Here is an 18891-nt window from a genome sequence, read left to right as displayed (position 1 = left end):
ATATTAGAATAAAATAATCAATCAAAACTCCCTGACATCACCATCAGGGAGCTTTTTCATTATTTCCTAAGGGAGTCTAAAGATACTTGTTTATTAATAACTTGCTAATTTCGTTAACAATAATTGGTATGATAGAAATGACAATAACGATAAACCATTGCTCTAGTGATAGGTAAGTAAGGTTAATGAATGGATGGAAAAAAGGTATATTGACTAATAGAACTTGTATTCCGAACCCGACGATAAAAGCTCCTATTAAATATTTATTTAAGAAAAATCCTTTTTGAAAGATCGTTTCTTTCTCATGTTTTAAATTAAAAGAATGGAAAAGCTGAGCAAAGCTTAATGTCAGAAATGCCATCGTTTGTGCGCGAATAATTGATTCAGCTGATGATTGTGATTGCTCTGTAAGAAAACTTACTTCACCGTTTAATCCTATTGAAAAGGCAATTAATGTAGCAATACCTATAACCAATCCATTAAGTAATGTGTATCTAATTTCCTTATTTGTTATGATTCGTTGTTTCGGATCTCTAGGTTTGTGATTCATAACATCAGCATTCCCTTTTTCAAAGCCAAGAGCAATTGCTGGAAGAGTGTCGGTAATTAAGTTTACCCATAGAATATGGATGGCAGTTAAAGGGGCTGGCCAACCCATTAGAATACCAAAAACGAGCGCCACAATTTCCCCTAAATTACACGACAGCAAATAAAGGATCGACTTTTTAATATTTAAATATATATTCCTACCTTCTTTAACTGCTGATACAATTGTTGAAAAGCGATCGTCAGTTAAAATAATATCCGATGCTCCTTTTGCTACATCTGTACCCGTTATCCCCATCGCTACACCTACATCAGCTTTTTTGAGTGAAGGTGCATCGTTAACTCCATCTCCAGTCATTGCTACAATATTACCATTAGATCTAAGTGCATCAACGATACGCACTTTATGTTCAGGCGAAACACGAGCAAACACTTTAGTGTCTAATATGCGCGATTTTAATTGCAACGCTGTTAACTTATCGAGCTCTTGACCTGTCATTGTTTCGTATTCATGTTCAGCTATTCCTAATTGTTTTGATATAGCTAACGCAGTCTTATGGTTATCTCCAGTTATCATCACTAGCTTTACGCCTGCTTTTTTACAAAGCTCAATTGATTCTTTGACATCTAAACGCGGAGGATCAATCATACCTACGAGTCCAATAAATATAAATTGATCTTCTTGAATTTCATCATATTTCTTCTCATTCGTTATCATTTTATAAGCAAAGGCTAATACGCGTAGAGAAGCGTTCGCCATTTCTTTAGCTTGTTCAAGAATATCGTCTCGGTTATCATTTGACATAGTACAAATCTGATCATCAATTAAGATATTAGTTGATTTCGGAAGGATGCTCTCAAGAGCCCCTTTTGTCAACATAAGAACATCTTCATTAACATGATGCACTGTTGTCATCAATTTTCGGTCAGAGTCAAATGGTATTTCGTATAATCGTTTAAAACGATGATCAAAATCAGCTTTTAAATACTTGAAATTTATTCCTGCTGCAAGGAGTGCTACTTCAGTAGGGTCACCTATTTGTTCTTTCTCATATAATGATGCATCGTTACATAATAGCATGACTTTTATTAACATATTTGAGGACTTTGATTGAACATTCAAGTCCGACCAGTCTATGTATTTCCCATTAATAAAAGTTTTAGTAACCGTCATTTTATTTTGAGTTAATGTGCCAGTTTTATCTGAACATATGACACTAACAGATCCTAATGTTTCTACTGCAGGAAGTTTTCTTACAATCGCATTCTTTTTAATTAGTCTTTGAACGCCAAGAGCTAGAACAATCGTTACAATTGCAGGTAAGCCTTCTGGTATAGCTGCCACGGCTAAGCTTACAGCTATTAGAAAGATCTCTGTTACATTTCTTTCTTGAAAAAAACCTATAAGAAAAACGAGCATAGAAATGATAATTGCTGCAAAACCTAGTAGTTTTCCAAGCTCATCTAATTTTTTCTGCAAGGGAGTTAACGACTTTTTTTGCTCTCTTAATAAGCTAGCAATTTTGCCTATCTCTGTATCCATGCCAGTACCTATTACGATACCTAATCCCCTTCCGTAAGTAGAAAGAGTAGACATAAATCCCATATTTTGTTGAATTGAAAGTGGAATATTATTAGTACTTAAACACGCTGAGTTTTTTTCAACTTGAAGGGACTCTCCTGTTAGAGCAGACTCTTCAACCTTTAAGTTTACAGTTTCGAAAAACCTAACATCTGCAGGAATGTAACGTCCTGTATCTATAACGACAATGTCTCCTGTAACAATGTTTTTGGAAGGGATTTCTTGAATGATGCCGTCACGTTTCACAATCGCTTTAGGTGTTGACATTTTTTTTAATTCTTCCAATGCTTTTTCTGCCTTATATTCTTGAATAATTCCAATTACTGCATTGATACCGATGACAATAAAAATGACGATTGCATCACTAATCTCCCCGACGATAAATGAAACGATAGCTGCAGCTAGTAGAATATAGATTAAAGCACTATTAATTTGTCCCCATAACAACTGCAACAAAGTTGATTCTTGTTGCTCTTTAAATTCATTTGGCCCATTACGTTCTAGTCGTTGTTTAGCTTCAATACTAGATAGCCCTGAATCAAGATTTGTGTCTAACTCAGTAGCGATGTCATTCACTTCTTTTGCATACCACACGCAAACCATCCTCTCGAATAGAAAATACCTTTGTACATATTCTCCGATAGCATAAACTATTCATGCTAAAAATAACAAAATTCAATAAAATGTAAAAATTAAAAACTATAATGTCTATTAAAAATAATGATTTTGACCATTTTATTTTATATAGAACAGATGCCGTTGCTATATTTCAATATAGACATACCTTGGTAGTGTAAGTAAATCCGCTATAGAAGGAGGGAAAGAAATGGAATATACAGATAAAGATTACGACAAGTTGCTTGCGATTTTAGCTCAGCTCCAAGCGCAATTCCAGGCACAATTACAATTACAAGCAGAGATTCAAGCACAACTTCAAGCGCAGCTCCAAGCTCAAGCTCAGGCGCAGGCACAAGCGCAAGTCGATAAAGACAAAATTTGGGTTAAAAATGGAACTGCATCTATTGAATTACCTGACTGGTGGTGCGACAAAGGAGACGCTTAATTGATAGTTCTTTATATAGAAATAAAGGAGGGGAGAAGGCATGGGAAGTAGAGATGATGTGTTTAATAAGATTATTGAGTTACAGGCACAACTCCAAGCTCAATTAGAAGCACAAGCACAGTTTCAAGCGCAATTACAAGCACAGCTTCAGGCTCAGGCGCAATTACAAGCTCAGGCACAAGCACAGCTAGATAAAGATGAAATTGAGATTAAAAACGGAGCTTCTAGTATCGAGTTTTGCAAAAAAGGTAAAAAAGATGACAAGGATTAAGCTGAAAATGTATGGATCAGTTTGATAGTTGTAATTATATTACTTTGGTCATTTAAACTAGCTTAAATGCTAAAGTCTCATCTCATCAAACTGAATTGAAATAGTTGAAAGACCTCATTTCAATTAGAAAGTTAATGAATCAGGTAGAGGATCGTCACCACCTGATTCATTAACAGTTAAGACTTCCTGCACAGCAATTTATATTTTTCGTATTCGACATAAACTCGAATTCAGCGAGATCGTGATACTTTTCTTCTTAAACCAATCTCCATTAACTAACATTTCCAGCTAGCTGTATCAATTTAGTTAAAATCAATAAAGTTACGATTCAAGCCATAGTTAATATATTTAATGGTTATTGCTAACAAGTGTGTGAAAAAAATAAATAATGAAATTCTATTGAATATGTAAAAACATGAATATTTTCGTGGCAAAATAGGAGGCTGTCTATACAAGAAGCCAAACCTTTTCGTATACATATAAACAAAGGGGGGATTTAAGGGTGATAAACCAAAGAGAAGTTGAGCAGCTTATTGATAAAACTGTAGCAAAATATATGAGTGAATTTTCGAAGCAAATTGAAAGTCTTTTAACAGCAGACCTTAGAAATGAAAATGGAAACTCAAAAATTATAAAGAGTGGAAATTCATTTGTATATGTTGATAATTCAGCTGTGGCATATGCAATTGTGCTATTATTCCAGCATGTTTCATCTAACGGAACGACTAATAATAAAGATATCCAGGGTTTAGTAGACCGCTTAGAAGGCATGATTACACATAATCGTGAAGAGCTTGAAAATTTAGTACAGTCATTTAAAGAAGAGTAGGTTTACATGTAGAAGCAGGAATAGAGGTGATAAAATGATGAAAAAGAGAGTTTACATGAATAAAAGAAATCTTTCCTCATTAAAGCTTAATAATGATGGAAAAATACGGGTTGTCGAACAAGCTCAGCCTATGGATAGTACAGAAGTTGAGCTATGTGTAAGCAAGACTGAAAATCAATTAATGATACCAACTAGCTCTAATAATACTCTTACACCCTATACTGCTGAAAGTTATGAAACACATTTACCGATAACAAAATCTTATGAGCAACCAACTCATACTTTTTCAAAGCGAATTAGCATAAGGTCGGAAAATGGAAATTCCATTATTAAATATTAATTTTGTACTGATTTTGTTAGGGTCTTTCTTAAACTATGTTGCTTTTTTTACTTAAATTAGAGCATCTGATGTATATTTTAGATGATTATTAGTCCTTAAAGGTGAAAAGATGCCGCAGCTTTTAGCTCTTATTACGAAAAGCAACAATGAATACGAAAACAGCTTTTAGTAAAAATATATGAGGAGTGATTTAAGTACGTTATTTAATACTCCTTTACATATGTTGATTTTGCGTCTAACTTGTTAATTTTTCGTAAAAAGAAAAATTATTATCAAGTTTTTTGTTTTTTTTGTTATAATACATATGCATTTAATTTGTATTATGAGAAGGGAAGGTACGTTAGATGAAAAAATCTAAGAAAAAACTAGCACTTAGTACCGCTTTAGCACTTAGTATGACTTTGCCACAAATGGCGCCAGCTGTTACTCATGCGGCTGAAAATGAAGATATTGTTAAGCTAAGAGTAATGGAAACAACAGATATACACGTAAATCTAGTAAACTACGATTATTATAAAGATGCAGAGGTTCAAGACTTTGGGCTTGCAAAAACAGCAACACTGATTAAGCAAGCACGTGAGGAAGCGAAAAACAGCTTATTATTCGATAATGGGGATCTCATTCAAGGAAATCCTCTAGGTGATTATGTCGCAAAAGTCGATGTGCTTGAAGATGGTGAAACACATCCTGTATATAAAGCGATGAACTTATTAGATTATGATGCTGGTAATATTGGAAATCATGAATTTAATTACGGTTTAGACTTTTTAGAGACAAGCTTAAAAGGTTCAAATTTTCCGTATGTAAATGCGAACGTATACATTGACGATCAAGATGGTGATGCAACAAATGATGAGAATTATTTCACACCATACCTTATTTTAGACCGTGAAGTAGTCGATGAAGATGGCGAAACACATACGCTTAAAGTAGGTGTCATTGGATTTACACCTCCACAAATTATGAACTGGGATAAGAAAAATCTTGAAGGAAAAGTCATCGCAAAGGATATCATAGAAACTGCTGAAAAGTTTGTCCCAGAAATGAAAGAAAAGGGTGCTGATATCATTGTTGCCATCCCTCACTCAGGCATAGGGAAAGCAACCGATGAAGGAATGCAAGAAAACGCAACATTTGAATTAAGTAAAGTAGAAGGTATTGATGCAATTCTATTTGGACATTCTCATTCCGTCTTCCCGAGTGAAACATATGCTGACATAGAGGGTGTTGATGCTGAAACTGGTAAAATTAACGGTGTAGCATCTGTTATGCCTGGTTACTGGGGAAATCATTTGGGATTGATCGATTTCACACTTGAAAAGAAAGATGGTAGTTGGACTGTTGTAGATTCACAATCTTCTGTACAAGCTATCTATGATAAAGAATCAAATACGCCATTAGTTGATGCAGATCAATCAATTGTTGACGCAGTGCACGAGGAACACGAAGGAACTATTGATTGGGTTAACAGCCCAGTAGGAACGACAACAGCACCAATTAATAGCTACTTTGCACTCGTTCAAGATGATCCTTCAATTCAAATCGTAACGAATGCACAAAAATGGTATGTCGAAAACTATGTTCAAGGTACTGAATATGAGGGTTTACCAATTCTTTCAGCAGGTGCACCTTTCAAGGCTGGTGGACGTGGAGGAGCGACTTATTACACTGATGTTCCAGCAGGAGAAATTGCGATTAAAAATGTAGCAGATATGTATTTATATCCTAATACGCTACAAGCTCTTCTTATTAATGGTGAAGATGTGAAAGAATGGCTAGAAATGTCAGCTGGACAATTTAATCAAATTGATGCATCTTCTACTGAAGAGCAAGAGTTAATTAATGTTGCATTCCCGACTTATAACTTTGACGTAATTGATGGTGTTTCTTATCAAGTCGATGTAACACAACCTGCAAAGTATGATGATAAAGGAAATATCGTTAATCCAGATGCAAGCCGTATCGTAAATTTACAATTTGAAGGCAAAGAAGTTTCAAGTGAACAGAAATTTATTGTTGTAACAAATAACTATCGAGCTACTGGTGGTGGTAATTTCCCTGGGATTAGTGCTGACAAAGTTATCATTGAATCACCGGATGAAAACCGCCAAGCGATAATCAATTACATTTTAGATAAACAAACAATTAACCCTTCAGCTGATATGAATTGGTCATTTGCACCAATTAATTCTGAAGTAAATGTAACATTTGAGACGTCTCCTGAAGCTACAAAATATATAGAGGGAGAAAAAATCGCTCATATTGAAACGCTTGAAAGTGGTTTTGCGAAATTCTCAATTGATTTAGTTGGAGATCAAGAAGGTAACAACGACAATAACGACAGTGATACTGAAAGCAAACAATTTACTGATGTACCTGAAAATCATTGGGCGAAACAGTACATTGATGAATTGACAGCTATGGAAATTATCAAGGGAAAATCTGCAACAATATTTGACCCGAATGCAAATGTCACTCGTGCTCAATTTGCATCATTAATTGTACGCTCTCTTGGTTTAACTGCTACAAATGAATCACCATTTACAGATGTTTCAGCTGAACAAGCAGCAGAAATTACTGCAGCGTTTGAAGCAGGCATTGTAACAGGAAAAACAGCAACAATATTTGACCCAAGTTCATCAATTACTCGTGAACAAGCTGCAGCTATGTTAATACGTGCTTATAATGTGAAGATGGATACAACACATATGCCATCTACAGAATTATCATATAGTGATGCAAGTAGCATTGGAGATTGGGCAAAAGATTATGTTGCCTCAGCAAATGAGTTAGGCATGATGACCGGTTACCTAGATGGTTCTTTTGGTCCAAACAATACTGCTTCACGTGCACAAGCAGCGAAAGTTATTTATATGTTATTACAACAATAACAAATGATAGAAAAAAGGATGACCTTTTCAGTGTCATCCTTTTTTCCGTTTAACTAATAATATGTTCAAAACAGTAGATTATAATTGTTTAAGGAAATATTCTCTTAAAGGTATTTTTCTACCCTCAAAATCCCAATTGTGATATATGGTGAAAATATGTTGTATATCTCCATGTGCTCTCTCTTCCACTAAATTTTTTACTAGCATATTGCTTCTCCAATAATCAAACATTATACTTGCCAAACTGCCTTCATATGAATTATATCCAAAATCTTCGATAGAATGTCCGCCGTACTTCTCACTAAATGCGTTGACTAAATCTCTTTCAACTTGATATATTTCTTGAAAGTCTTCTTCGCTTAATAAGTGCTTTCTTGGTATGTAGAAACACATTCCCTCTTCAAACCAAAAATCGTCTTCACGATCATCATTAAAATCTCCAAGAAATAAATCAGAGTGATGTGTAAGTTCGTGTGCTAAAATCACTAATATATGTTCTAGTGAAAGATTGTTATAGAACCTACGAATGTCTGGTAGATCTTTTTCTTCTAACTGCCGTATAAATAATTTCTTCCATTCGCCTACATCTGGAGTCATATATATTACATCTTGCTTGGTGAATGCTGGTATCGGTATATTTGAGAAAAAACTAGTAACAAGGTCTTCAGACGTCCATACTACACCTTTTGGCAGCTGAGATAACGAGTATTTATCTTCTAATATTTTACTATAATTCTTTAGAGCGTTAAATAAATAATGAGCATTATCTTTAATATCTTTAACTTTTTCCTCTTTTTCAAATGCAAAAACTTGTTTCATATGGAAATTTCCCCTTTAATAGATCACTACTTGTTATTTGATAAATATGTTTTATTTATATTTTAACACAATATTCCATTAATATTTTTAATGCTCGCATCTACAATTAGCTAGAAAACAGACAATAACAAAGAAATGTATTATATTATAAATTAGTGAGGATGATATATGACAAGCAGATTTAATCTTTACATTTTTTTAACTACAGCTTAATATAGGTAAGTCTATAATATGTTTATATAGATTTTTTTTAGTAAGATTCTTGTCTTCAAATTTGTTGTTATTATTAACAAATTGGTACCTAATGAAGTTGCTTTATATGTTGGTCATCATTTTTATAGAAGAAAAGATACCGTAAACTCTAGTTGAATACGTGTTTATTACATAATAAGAATAATTTTGTTGCTATTGTTACGAAATTTGGTCTGTAACATATGTTTTATACGTTTGTTATCGTTTCAGAAAAGATAAGATGCTATGAACTCTAGTTGTGTATATGTTTAAATCTTAGTACGAAAAATAACAACCAATGCGAAAACAGTTTTTAAATTACTCTAAAAAAGTTTAAAAGAGTACTCTAGTCATATCGTGCTGTACGATAAACAACAATTTAAGTATTAAAAGCATGAGGACCTTATTCTAACTGGCATTGAAACATTATTTGATACATATATCTTTTTGGAGGTTGCACATTTATGAATAGTCTTAACAATGAACCATCTAAAGGGAAGAGGTTACGAGAAATTTTCAAAATCTCCTCTTTATTAGGATTCACCTCGTTTGGAGGACCTGTAGCCCATTTGGGGTTTTTCCAAAATGAATATGTCAAAAAAAGAAAATGGCTAGATGATCATAGCTATGCTAATTTGGTTGCTCTTTGTCAGTTTCTTCCTGGTCCAGCGAGTAGTCAGGTGGGGATTGCGATAGGGATGATTCGTGGTGGCTTGCTAGGTGGAGTGATTTCATGGTTAGGGTTTACACTCCCATCTGTCATTGCCCTCGTCCTGTTCGCTTATTTATATCAAAGCTTTGACTTAGGTGGTGCAGGCTGGATACACGGGCTAAAGATTGTGGCGGTGGCAGTTGTTGCCCAGGCTATCATGAACATGGGGAAAAAGCTAGCTCCAGACCGACCTAGAATATCTATAGCTATATTGAGCGCTATATTTATACTCATTTTGCCAACAGCCATAAGTCAACTAGCATTAATTTTAATTGCTGGGTTGGTGGGATTAATCCTCTATAAAAACAAACAAAACACTCCGATGAAAGAATTAAAGGTTGGGATTAATCGCAAAATTGGTGTTTTTGCTTGGGTATTATTCTTTGGGTTATTAATAGGGCTTCCTATACTTAGACAACTATCAGCAAGTCAATCGCTTGCCATATTCGATACGTTTTATCGCGTAGGATCACTCGTTTTTGGTGGTGGTCATGTTGTATTACCAATGTTAGAAAGAGAAGTTGTTCCTAGCGGTTGGATTACTAAGGAAACATTTTTAGCTGGGTATGGAGCTGCGCAGGCAGTACCTGGTCCATTATTTACTTTTTCTGGGTATTTAGGTGCGATTATTAACGGATGGAAAGGTGCTACAATAGCTACAATTGCAATATTTTTGCCATCATTTTTACTTATTATAGGAACATTACCATTCTGGGATATGATTCGTAAGTACCCTTATATACAGTCTGTATTAATGGGAGTAAATGCAGGGGTGTTAGGAATTTTATTAGCTGCTCTTTACGATCCAATTTTTACTAGTGCTATAGCTACACCCGTGGATTTTGCACTTGCAATAGCAGCATTTACATTACTCGTTTATTGGAAAGTTCCAGCATGGCTTGTCGTTATATTAGCAGCCTTAGGTGGAGCCATCGTAGGAATTTTATAATGGATTTGAGCTAGATGACAATGTCACCGCTACCCATAGAATGTGGGGAATGGTGACATTGGTCAGATAGCTTTTTTAAATAGGGGTATGTCCAATATATTGAGCTTTTGGACGGATGATTCTATTGTTTGCAGCTTGTTCTAATACATGTGCCGTCCAACCTGCCATTCTACTTGCTGTAAATGTTGGTGTATAAAGGTTTACAGGCATTTTCACTGCCCGGAGCACAGCTGCTGCATAAAATTCTACATTCGTATATAACTTCCTACCAGGCTTATGTTTTTCAAGCAAAGCAATCGCTTCTTCTTCTACATGGATCGCCAAGTCAAACCATTCATCGTCCTCCACAAGTTGCTGAACAATGTTTCTTAAGGCCAATGCACGAGGGTCATGAGTTTTATACACTCTATGGCCAAATCCCATAATTTTCTTTCCTTGTTCAAGTTGCTCAGTTATCCACTTGTTGGCATATTGCTTTGAGTTAATCTCATTAAGCATGTCAACTACATCTGTAGGTGCACCGCCATGTAGTGGTCCTTTCATTGCTCCTATCGCACCAACAATTGCTGAGATAAGGTCAGATTGTGTTGATGTGATTGTACGTGCAGAAAAGGTTGATGCATTCATACCATGCTCCGCTGTAAGGACAAAGTATGCTGATAATGCTTTTACATGTGCCTGCTTTGGTATGACGCCTGTTAACATGTATAAATAATTCGATACATGGTCTAAGGTTAGATCTGTTTCAATGAAATCTGTATTTGTCAAACGATGATAGCGGTAAGTAATAATTGTTGGAGTCATAGCAATAACTCTAATTGCATCATTTATAGCTGGAGGCCAATCAGTTAATTGTCCACCTAAACACGAAATAGCAGTACGTAGTACACTCATCATATCCATTTCAACTGGTAAGTTATCGATAATGTTCTTAACATCCTCTGGTATGTTACGATATGCAGTTAATTGGTTTTGTAGTTGTATTAATTGATCAATTGTTGGTAGCTCTCCATACAGAAGCAAATAAACAATTTCTTCATAAGAATGATTTTCTGCCAATTCCTGTGCATGATAGCCACGGTAGATCAGTTTCCCATTTTGTCCGTCAATAAAACTAATTTCAGAATTTGCTACGATAACACCTTCTAACCCTTTGTTCATTGTCAACATACATTCCTCCTAGGTAATCTTAATATACTAATAGTTTATAACGTTGCATTAATTACGAATATTAAATAATATAAAGTATATTAATAAGGAATTTTAATTAAAGGAGGAGTATATGGATATTCGTTGGCTCCAAACATTTATTGTAGCTGCAAAGTATCAAAATTTTCGTATTACATCAGAAAAATTATTTATGGCACAACCAACTGTAACTTTCCATATTCAAAACTTAGAAAGATTTCTAGGTGCTACTCTTTTTAGTAAAAAAGGAAGAAATATTGAACTTACTTCAACAGGCATGAAGTTTTTACCATATGCGATAAATGTCGTACAAAGTTTAGAAATTGGTATAGATGAACTTGAAAGCTGGCGACAGGGTTATAATCGCAAGTTAACGATTGCTACGTCGCCATTAATAGCAGCTTCTATTCTCCCTAATTTACTTAGAGTGTTTATTAAAAAACATCGAGAAATAGAAATTGCTGTAAAGGTCATGGAATCAGAGGACATTGCTACTGCTGTGAAAAATAGGGAGGTTGACATAGGTTTATCTCGTAAATACGTTGTAGACTCATCATTACAAATAACAAAAATTATTGATGATCCTGTTGTATTAGTTATTCCTCATGATGGATGGGATTTTGACGCAGGTATACCATTTGATATAGAAGAGATTATAAATAATTATTTAATATTCACACATAATCATCCGGATTATTGGGAGGGACTTCTTCATCAACTTAGGGACAGGTATGCTAAAATGCGTAGAATGGAAGTCACTCAAGTAAATGTAACGAAGAGATTTATTGAGGAGGGGCTAGGTATATCTTTTCTGCCTCGGTCAACAATTATTCGTGAAACGTTAGAAGGTCGATTGTTAGAGGTCGAAATACAAAATTTCGCCATGCCAAAAGCAGCAACATATTTAATCGTTAATCACTCTGAAAGCGATGAAGTCTTGTTATTTAAAGATAGTTTAATACATTTTTACCACGGTAATACAAAAAATAAAAATAATGAAAGTTAGAATGAATTTTCAGAAAAGAATCAGGTATAATTAACTTGTTCGAAAAATTATTTCTTTATATTTTACTTACTAGTAAGTAAAATTTTCGCCAAAGTTGTAGTTACGTTATATTGCAAGCTATGAGCAATTGTTGAAGATTAGAGAAAAAAACAATAGTAGAAAAGAAACAGCATAAAAAAAGGGGGAGAGAGATTGATATGGGAAAGGTTGAAGCATTAAAAATTAAGGATGTAAGAACGAAAAATTTGTTAATGTTTTTGACGTTTTCAATTACTCTCATAGGTGGGTTATTGAATGCTTTAGTTAATGACGGTGGGAATGTAAAAGTTATTTTATATATTAGCACGATCATGGTAAATACGATTACTTTTCTCAGCTATAAAAAGTTTAAAAATGAAATAATTTATGCATACATAGCAGTTATTTTATGTTTTATTCCACCTATCATTATATTACCAATTAGTAAGTCAACAATTACTATACTACTCATTGCATTTTACACAGCTGTATTTTCAGCCATACAATTACAAAAGAGGCTATTTGTACTTGGGTATACACTAGGTTTTATTATTTTGATCGGCATAATATATTTTGAGCCTAGAGACATGACATTTTATTCAGATTCATCAGCTGCGCTATTCCTGACGTATATACTAATAGGGGTGTTACTGTTAGTACTCACAACTTTAAGTGAAAGGCAGTATCGAAATTTGCATGCACACATTGAATCAACCGAAGCTCAAGCGCTAAAATCAACAAAACAAAAGACAGCCTTACAGGGTAGCATAAAGGAAGTGATTGATAATATAGAAAGAATTTATGAACAATTAAATCAAAATCTTATTTCCCAAAATGACATGAGTACTGCTATTAGTGAAGTATCTGTTAGTAGTCAAAAACAGACAAATCATATTCTCGATATTGCTAATCATTTAAGGCAAACTAGATCACTCATCACAGAAGTTCATCAAACATCAGAAATTGTGAAGAATGATTCTGAAAATGCTCAATCGGTTGCACAAGAAGGAACTTATAAGATGAATGAATTAGCACATGAAATGAATAACCTGCATAATAGCGTATCTGAGATGAATGACACTTTTCTAATATTAACCGAAAAAATTAATGACTCAAATAGTTTGACTGATACAATTAAATCAATCACTTCACAAACTAATTTACTCGCATTAAATGCATCTATAGAGGCTGCAAGAGCTGGAGATGCTGGGAGAGGTTTTTCGATTGTTGCTGAAGAAATCCGCAAGCTTGCTGAAGTTACTGAGCAAACAACCGTACAGATTGAAAATAATTTAAAACAAATAAATGACAGCAACAGCTTAGTTCAGGAAAAACTCATGGAAAGTAGTGATAAATTAACGACGAGTTTGGAGACAACGAATAGTAGTACTTCTTACTTTAACGAAATTAATCACTCATTGGTTGAACTATATAACAGAATGGAAAAACTTACAGGAGTTTCAGAAAATGTTCAATTAAAAACAGTAAATGACGAGAATTCAATAGAGGAGTTTTCTGCACTTCTTGAACAAACGTCAGCTAGTTTACAACAAATGTCTGCAACGATTGATCATTTAAATGGTGATAATAAAAAAATTATGAATTATTTAACCGAAACGGATAACAAAGTGCAAATGATACGTAATCAATTTGATATAAAGTAATATAAATGAACGTGTTTACTTTACTACTCTTTTGTTATATTATACAAGGAAGATTAAAGTTGTAAGTTAAAGGCAATGAAGAGAAAAAGTAGGGCATTTTTTTCTTAACAGAGAGCTTCGGTAGCTGAAAAGAAGTAAGAAAAGATTGTTTGAACAATGGTCTCTGAGCTTTACACTGAACGATGGAGGCATTAAATTACCATTTAGTAGGCTGTGACGGGATTTGGCACCTGTTATCAATGTCAAGGTATAAGAGTATTATTTTGCTCCGTACTGTTTGAGGCTAATAATAAAAGGTTATTATTAGTGAATTAAGGTGGTACCACGAGATTTTTCCCTCGTCCTTAGACAAATTTGTCTTTAGGGCGAGGTTTTTTATTTTTCACTGAATTCATTGCCCTCTTATCGTAAGGGGATGTCAATTAGAACGAAGGGGTAAAAAACTAGATGTCAAAATAACGTGATAGTAGGAGGTTTGTTTATGAGTATTTTTATTGGCGGGGCATGGCCTTATGCTAATGGTTCATTACATGTAGGACATATTGCTGGCTTGTTACCTGGAGATGTATTAGCAAGATATTTCCGTTTGAGAGGGAAAGAAGTATTATATGTGTCTGGAAGTGATTGTAACGGAACACCTATCTCAATTAGAGCAAAACATGAAAAGGTTACTCCGACTATGATTACTAATAGGTATCATAAGGAGTTTGTTGATTGCTTTTCCAAGCTAGGGTTTTCATATAATATGTACACTAGAACTGATCAACAGGAGCATCATAAGGTCGTTCAACAAGTTTTTTTAAAGCTTTTAGCAGAAGGTTTATTGTACAAAAAGTCTGAAGAACAAGTATATTGTGAAACAGATGAACAATTTTTACCGGATAGATATGTTGAAGGGGAATGTCCAAATTGTGGGAGTGATGCTAGAGGAGATCAATGTGAGATTTGTTCAGCAATTTTTGAACCGATAGAATTAAGAGCAAAGAAATGTAAGCTTTGTGGTAGCACACCCACAATTAGGTCAACTGAACATTTCTATTTCGCATTATCGACAATTCAACAGCAAATTGAAGAATTTTTTACGTCTATAAAACACAAAGGAAATTGGCGAGAAAATGCAGTTCAATTAACCGAGAGATATATATTAGAAGGACTGAGAGATCGTGCAGCAACTAGAGATTTACCAATTGGTGTACCTGTACCCTTAAAAGAATTTGATGAAAAGAAAATATACGTTTGGATAGAAGCAGTAACTGGCTATTTGTCTGCGAGTATGCAATGGGGGAAACAAAATAATGTTGATTGGCGAAGGTTCTGGAATGAAGGAACATCCGCATATTATGTACATGGTAAGGACAACATACCATTTCATTCAATTATCTGGCCGGCAATATTATTAGGTATTGGAGAGAAAAGTTTACCAGATTATATTTTTTCAAGTGAGTATATGACGCTTGAAAAAAGAAAAATTTCAACGAGCAAAAACTGGGCAGTATGGATACCGGATTTACTTGAGCGGTATGATCCAGATTCACTCAGATATTATTTACTCATCAATGCACCAGAAAATAGAGATACTGACTTTTCATGGCGAGAATTTATATATAGTCATAATAGTGAATTGCTAGGAGCATTTGGAAATTTTGTGAATAGAAGCTTAAAGTTTATCGAAAAGTACTTTGGTGGAAATGTGCCTGAAGGTAATATTGACTCAACGATTAAGAATGAGCTGCAAAATTTATATCAACATGTCGGACAATGTATTGAGCAAGGTTATTTTAAACGAGCAATTGAAGATATATTCCTGTTTATCCGGCATAGCAATAAGTATTTTGACGAACAAAAACCTTGGATTCAAATTAAAGAAGAAAAGAAAAATTGTGAACATACATTATATACATGTACACAGATCATCACAAACTTATCAGTATTATTACAACCATTTTTGCCGTTTTCATGTAAGAAAATTTCAGAAATGTTGCAATTAGACCATAACTCATGGGCTTATACGGAAATTCAACAAGGTAAACTTGATCAAGTAACAGCATTGTTTGATCGTATTGATGTTAACCAAATTGATGAAGAAGTGGCTAGTTTACAGGAACGATAAGTGTACGAGATGTTTAACAATAACTGACAGGCATGTGAGCAATTGATTTTGCCAACTCTAAGGGTGTAAGTTTATTTCACTCTCAAGGAGTTGATATTATTGAAACAGCTGAAGCTATTATCGGTAGCGATGCTATCGGTTCCTTTATTATTTGCTTGTAATACTGCACCTAATGAAGAAGCAATAGATGTTAGGGATAATAACACTTTACGAAATGTCACTTATAATGAAAACCGCGCAGTTAGGCGTAATATAGCATACGAAGGAAATCTTGCTAATCGTAATGTGACCTACGATAGAATGCGTGTTAATAATGCAAACAATCGTACAAATACTGCAAATGAAACACGTATGGAAGTGGCACAAGACGCAGCAGATCGCATCACTGCAATGAAAGAGGTAAGAAGAGCCAATGTTATTGTTACTAACAATAATGCTTATGTAGCAGCAACATTAAATGACAATACAACAGGGACTACAACGAAAAAGCTGGAAAGCCGTATAGCTGATAAGGTTAGAGCTCAAGATAAAAACATTGATAATGTTTATGTGTCGACAAATCCTGATTTCATTAATCGTATGACTGATTATGGTAACAGGATAAATAGAGGTGAACCAGTAGAAGGATTTTTTACAGATTTTAACGAAACAGTTAGAAGAGTATTTCCAACCGCTCGATAAAAAATAAGACTTAATAGGTGCTGGAATGATCATTTTCCAGCACCTAAAATTGTTAATATGCCTTTGCCCAATAGACCATTTGTTTTGCCTCGTTATTACAACATACACATGTTGCTGAAATCTTGTCTTGTTCAAATGGGATACATCTAGAAGTTGCACCAGTCTGCTCTTTAATTTTTTCTTCACAGGATTGCTTACCACACCACATGGCCTTAACAAATCCATTGTTAGTACTAAAAAAGTTTTCAAATTGCACCATGTTTTCCACAGTAGTTGTTTTAGATTGACGATTTAAAAGTGCCTTATGATATAAATGATCTTGTATTTGTATTAATTTTTCTGAAATAGTAGTAGCTAAGTTCTCCATTGGTACCTTTTCTTTTTCTCCCGTATCTCTTCTTGCAAGAACAACTTGTTTATTCTCAATATCCTTGGGGCCGATTTCAAGACGTAGAGGTATCCCTTTCATTTCGTGTTCATTAAATTTCCAGCCTGGCTTTTTATCGCTAGCATCGATGTCAATTCGAATGTCAGAGGAAAGTGATTCCTTCATTTCATAAGCCTTATCTAGTACACCTTCTTTATGCTGTGCAATAGGTACAATCATTACTTGTGTTGGCGCAATATTAGGTGGTAACACTAGCCCTCTATCATCACCATGGACCATGATAAGGGCACCAATTAAACGCGTAGTTATTCCCCATGAAGTTTGATGAACGTATTGTAATTCTCCACTTTGATCTGTATATTGAATGCCAAATGCTTTTGCAAAGCTGTCACCAAGATGATGTGATGTTCCAGTTTGTAACGCCTTGCCATCATGCATAAGACTTTCTATTGTATACGTGAATTTAGCTCCAGCAAATTTTTCTTTTTCCGTTTTTTGACCTTTAATGACTGGTATAGCTAGGAATTGTTCACATACTTCAGTATATACATCCAGCATTTTTCGGGTTTCTTCATGTGCCTCCTCATCTGTTGCATGAGCAGTGTGACCTTCTTGCCAAAGGAACTCAAGTGATCTGAGAAAAGGCCTCGTAGTTTTTTCCCAACGTACGACGTTACTCCACTGATTATATAATTTTGGTAGGTCGCGATATGAGTGTATGATATTTGCATAATGCTCACAAAACAATACTTCTGACGTTGGTCGGACACATAGCTTTTCAGCTAATTCTTCAGAGCCTCCATGTGTAACCCACGCTACTTCAGGTGCAAACCCTTCAATATGATCTTTTTCCTTTTGCAGTAGCTTTTCTGGTATAAATAATGGCATGTACACATTTTCATGACCTGTTTCCTTTATTTTTGAGTCTAAAATATGACGAATATTTTCCCATATAGCATAGCCATATGGACGAATTATCATTGAACCACGGACAGATGAGTAATCGATTAAATCAGCTTTCTTAACAATATCTGTATACCATTGCGCAAAATCCTCATCCATTGATGTTATTTCTTCAACAAATTTTTTTTCTTTACTCATTATACTCCACCTTCCTAAAATGCCTTATCAGCTGGTTTCATTAATTTTGTTATACTGTAATTAAATTAGAATAGCAAGCTGCCGTGAAAGCTAGTTGTAACGAATTAATAAAATACAGTCGATGAGATGATAACAACAAAATAAAAAACCTCTAATCCCAAAAAGGGACCGAGGTTTTCGGCGGTACCACCCTAGTTTGTTTACTACGTGTAGTAAACACCCTTGTATTTGATAACGGTTACAATCCGCTTGTACCTTCATGATCATAATCACTCGATACAGTACTCAAAGGTAGGTTCAAACATGTACTTTAGAAATCTCGCAGCAAATAATTTCCTCTCTAAAAAAGCACATAATGTTTTACTAGTCCTTATCAACGTTTACAATATAAAAGCTGTTTTCGCATTAATTGTTGTTATTGTATTAAGTGATAAACACTTTGACATCTTTTCTATTGAAAAACGATGTCAAACGTATTAAACCTCTTCTTACTATGCTAACT

At 34.5% G+C, this 18891-nt stretch carries 14 protein-coding genes and 2 other annotated features; of the genes, 10 read left to right on the top strand and 4 right to left on the bottom strand.

The genetic code is table 11. From position 1 onward, the window contains the following. Positions 1–76 precede the first annotated feature (76 nt). Positions 77–2722: a calcium-translocating P-type ATPase, PMCA-type gene (locus tag V1503_RS05645; protein ID WP_410625480.1), complete on the bottom strand. Its 2646-nt coding sequence runs from the start codon at positions 2720–2722 to the stop codon at positions 77–79. 232 nt (positions 2723–2954) lie between these two features. Between V1503_RS05645 and V1503_RS05640 the strand changes: the two genes are divergently transcribed. The 5 genes from V1503_RS05640 to V1503_RS05620 all read left to right on the top strand — a co-directional run bounded on the left by V1503_RS05640 (position 2955) and on the right by V1503_RS05620 (position 7522). Then, on the top strand, positions 2955–3191 hold the full coding sequence (locus tag V1503_RS05640) for a hypothetical protein (protein WP_214483549.1): 237 nt from the start codon (positions 2955–2957) through the stop codon (positions 3189–3191). Between the two features lie 40 nt (positions 3192–3231). Further along, entirely contained in the window at positions 3232–3462 is a 231-nt protein-coding gene (locus V1503_RS05635) for a hypothetical protein (protein WP_214483548.1), read from the top strand. A gap of 502 nt (positions 3463–3964) precedes the next feature. Further along, complete coding sequence (locus tag V1503_RS05630) at positions 3965–4291, top strand: hypothetical protein (protein WP_214483546.1); 327 nt, start codon at positions 3965–3967, stop codon at positions 4289–4291. Between the two features lie 37 nt (positions 4292–4328). Next, entirely contained in the window at positions 4329–4631 is a 303-nt protein-coding gene (locus tag V1503_RS05625) for a hypothetical protein (RefSeq protein WP_320258786.1), read from the top strand. 344 nt (positions 4632–4975) lie between these two features. After that, complete coding sequence (locus V1503_RS05620; protein WP_410625476.1) at positions 4976–7522, top strand: bifunctional 2',3'-cyclic-nucleotide 2'-phosphodiesterase/3'-nucleotidase; 2547 nt, start codon at positions 4976–4978, stop codon at positions 7520–7522. Between the two features lie 78 nt (positions 7523–7600). Here V1503_RS05620 and V1503_RS05615 read toward each other — a convergent pair whose 3' ends face one another. Beyond that, positions 7601–8341, bottom strand: coding sequence for a hypothetical protein (locus V1503_RS05615; RefSeq protein WP_410625474.1), 741 nt, complete (start codon positions 8339–8341; stop codon positions 7601–7603). Between the two features lie 695 nt (positions 8342–9036). Between V1503_RS05615 and V1503_RS05610 the strand changes: the two genes are divergently transcribed. Further along, a complete protein-coding gene (locus V1503_RS05610) occupies positions 9037–10233 on the top strand; it encodes a chromate transporter (RefSeq protein ID WP_320258783.1) in 1197 nt (398 codons plus the stop codon). Positions 10234–10308: 75 nt separating this feature from the next. Here V1503_RS05610 and V1503_RS05605 read toward each other — a convergent pair whose 3' ends face one another. Further along, positions 10309–11403 carry a citrate/2-methylcitrate synthase gene (locus V1503_RS05605; RefSeq protein ID WP_410625471.1) on the bottom strand — a complete coding sequence of 365 codons (1095 nt, stop codon included), beginning with the start codon at positions 11401–11403 and terminating at the stop codon, positions 10309–10311. A gap of 112 nt (positions 11404–11515) precedes the next feature. Between V1503_RS05605 and V1503_RS05600 the strand changes: the two genes are divergently transcribed. The 4 genes from V1503_RS05600 (at position 11516) to V1503_RS05585 (ending at position 16900) form a co-directional block, all read left to right on the top strand. Continuing rightward, the gene (locus tag V1503_RS05600) at positions 11516–12427 is read left to right on the top strand and encodes a LysR family transcriptional regulator (protein ID WP_410625469.1); all 912 of its coding nucleotides are present in this window, start codon (positions 11516–11518) and stop codon (positions 12425–12427) included. Positions 12428–12624: 197 nt separating this feature from the next. Beyond that, on the top strand, positions 12625–14109 hold the full coding sequence (locus tag V1503_RS05595; protein WP_410625467.1) for a methyl-accepting chemotaxis protein: 1485 nt from the start codon (positions 12625–12627) through the stop codon (positions 14107–14109). A 66-nt stretch (positions 14110–14175) separates the two neighbouring features. Next, positions 14176–14458: a binding site (T-box leader), on the top strand. Between the two features lie 132 nt (positions 14459–14590). Continuing rightward, complete coding sequence (metG, locus tag V1503_RS05590; protein WP_410625465.1) at positions 14591–16219, top strand: methionine--tRNA ligase; 1629 nt, start codon at positions 14591–14593, stop codon at positions 16217–16219. 99 nt (positions 16220–16318) lie between these two features. Continuing rightward, positions 16319–16900, top strand: a complete 582-nt coding sequence (locus tag V1503_RS05585) for a YhcN/YlaJ family sporulation lipoprotein (RefSeq protein WP_214483471.1) — start codon at positions 16319–16321, stop codon at positions 16898–16900. 52 nt (positions 16901–16952) lie between these two features. On the opposite strand, the gene proS is transcribed toward V1503_RS05585, so the two are convergent. After that, on the bottom strand, positions 16953–18389 hold the full coding sequence (gene proS / locus V1503_RS05580) for a proline--tRNA ligase (RefSeq protein WP_410625462.1): 1437 nt from the start codon (positions 18387–18389) through the stop codon (positions 16953–16955). A gap of 160 nt (positions 18390–18549) precedes the next feature. Further along, positions 18550–18775 (bottom strand) — a binding site (T-box leader). Positions 18776–18891 lie beyond the last annotated feature (116 nt).

Source organism: Nanhaiella sioensis (assembly GCF_046557775.1).
Lineage (GTDB): Bacteria > Bacillota > Bacilli > Bacillales > SM2101 > Nanhaiella > Nanhaiella sioensis.
This window is presented reverse-complemented; position numbering and strand designations above follow the sequence as displayed.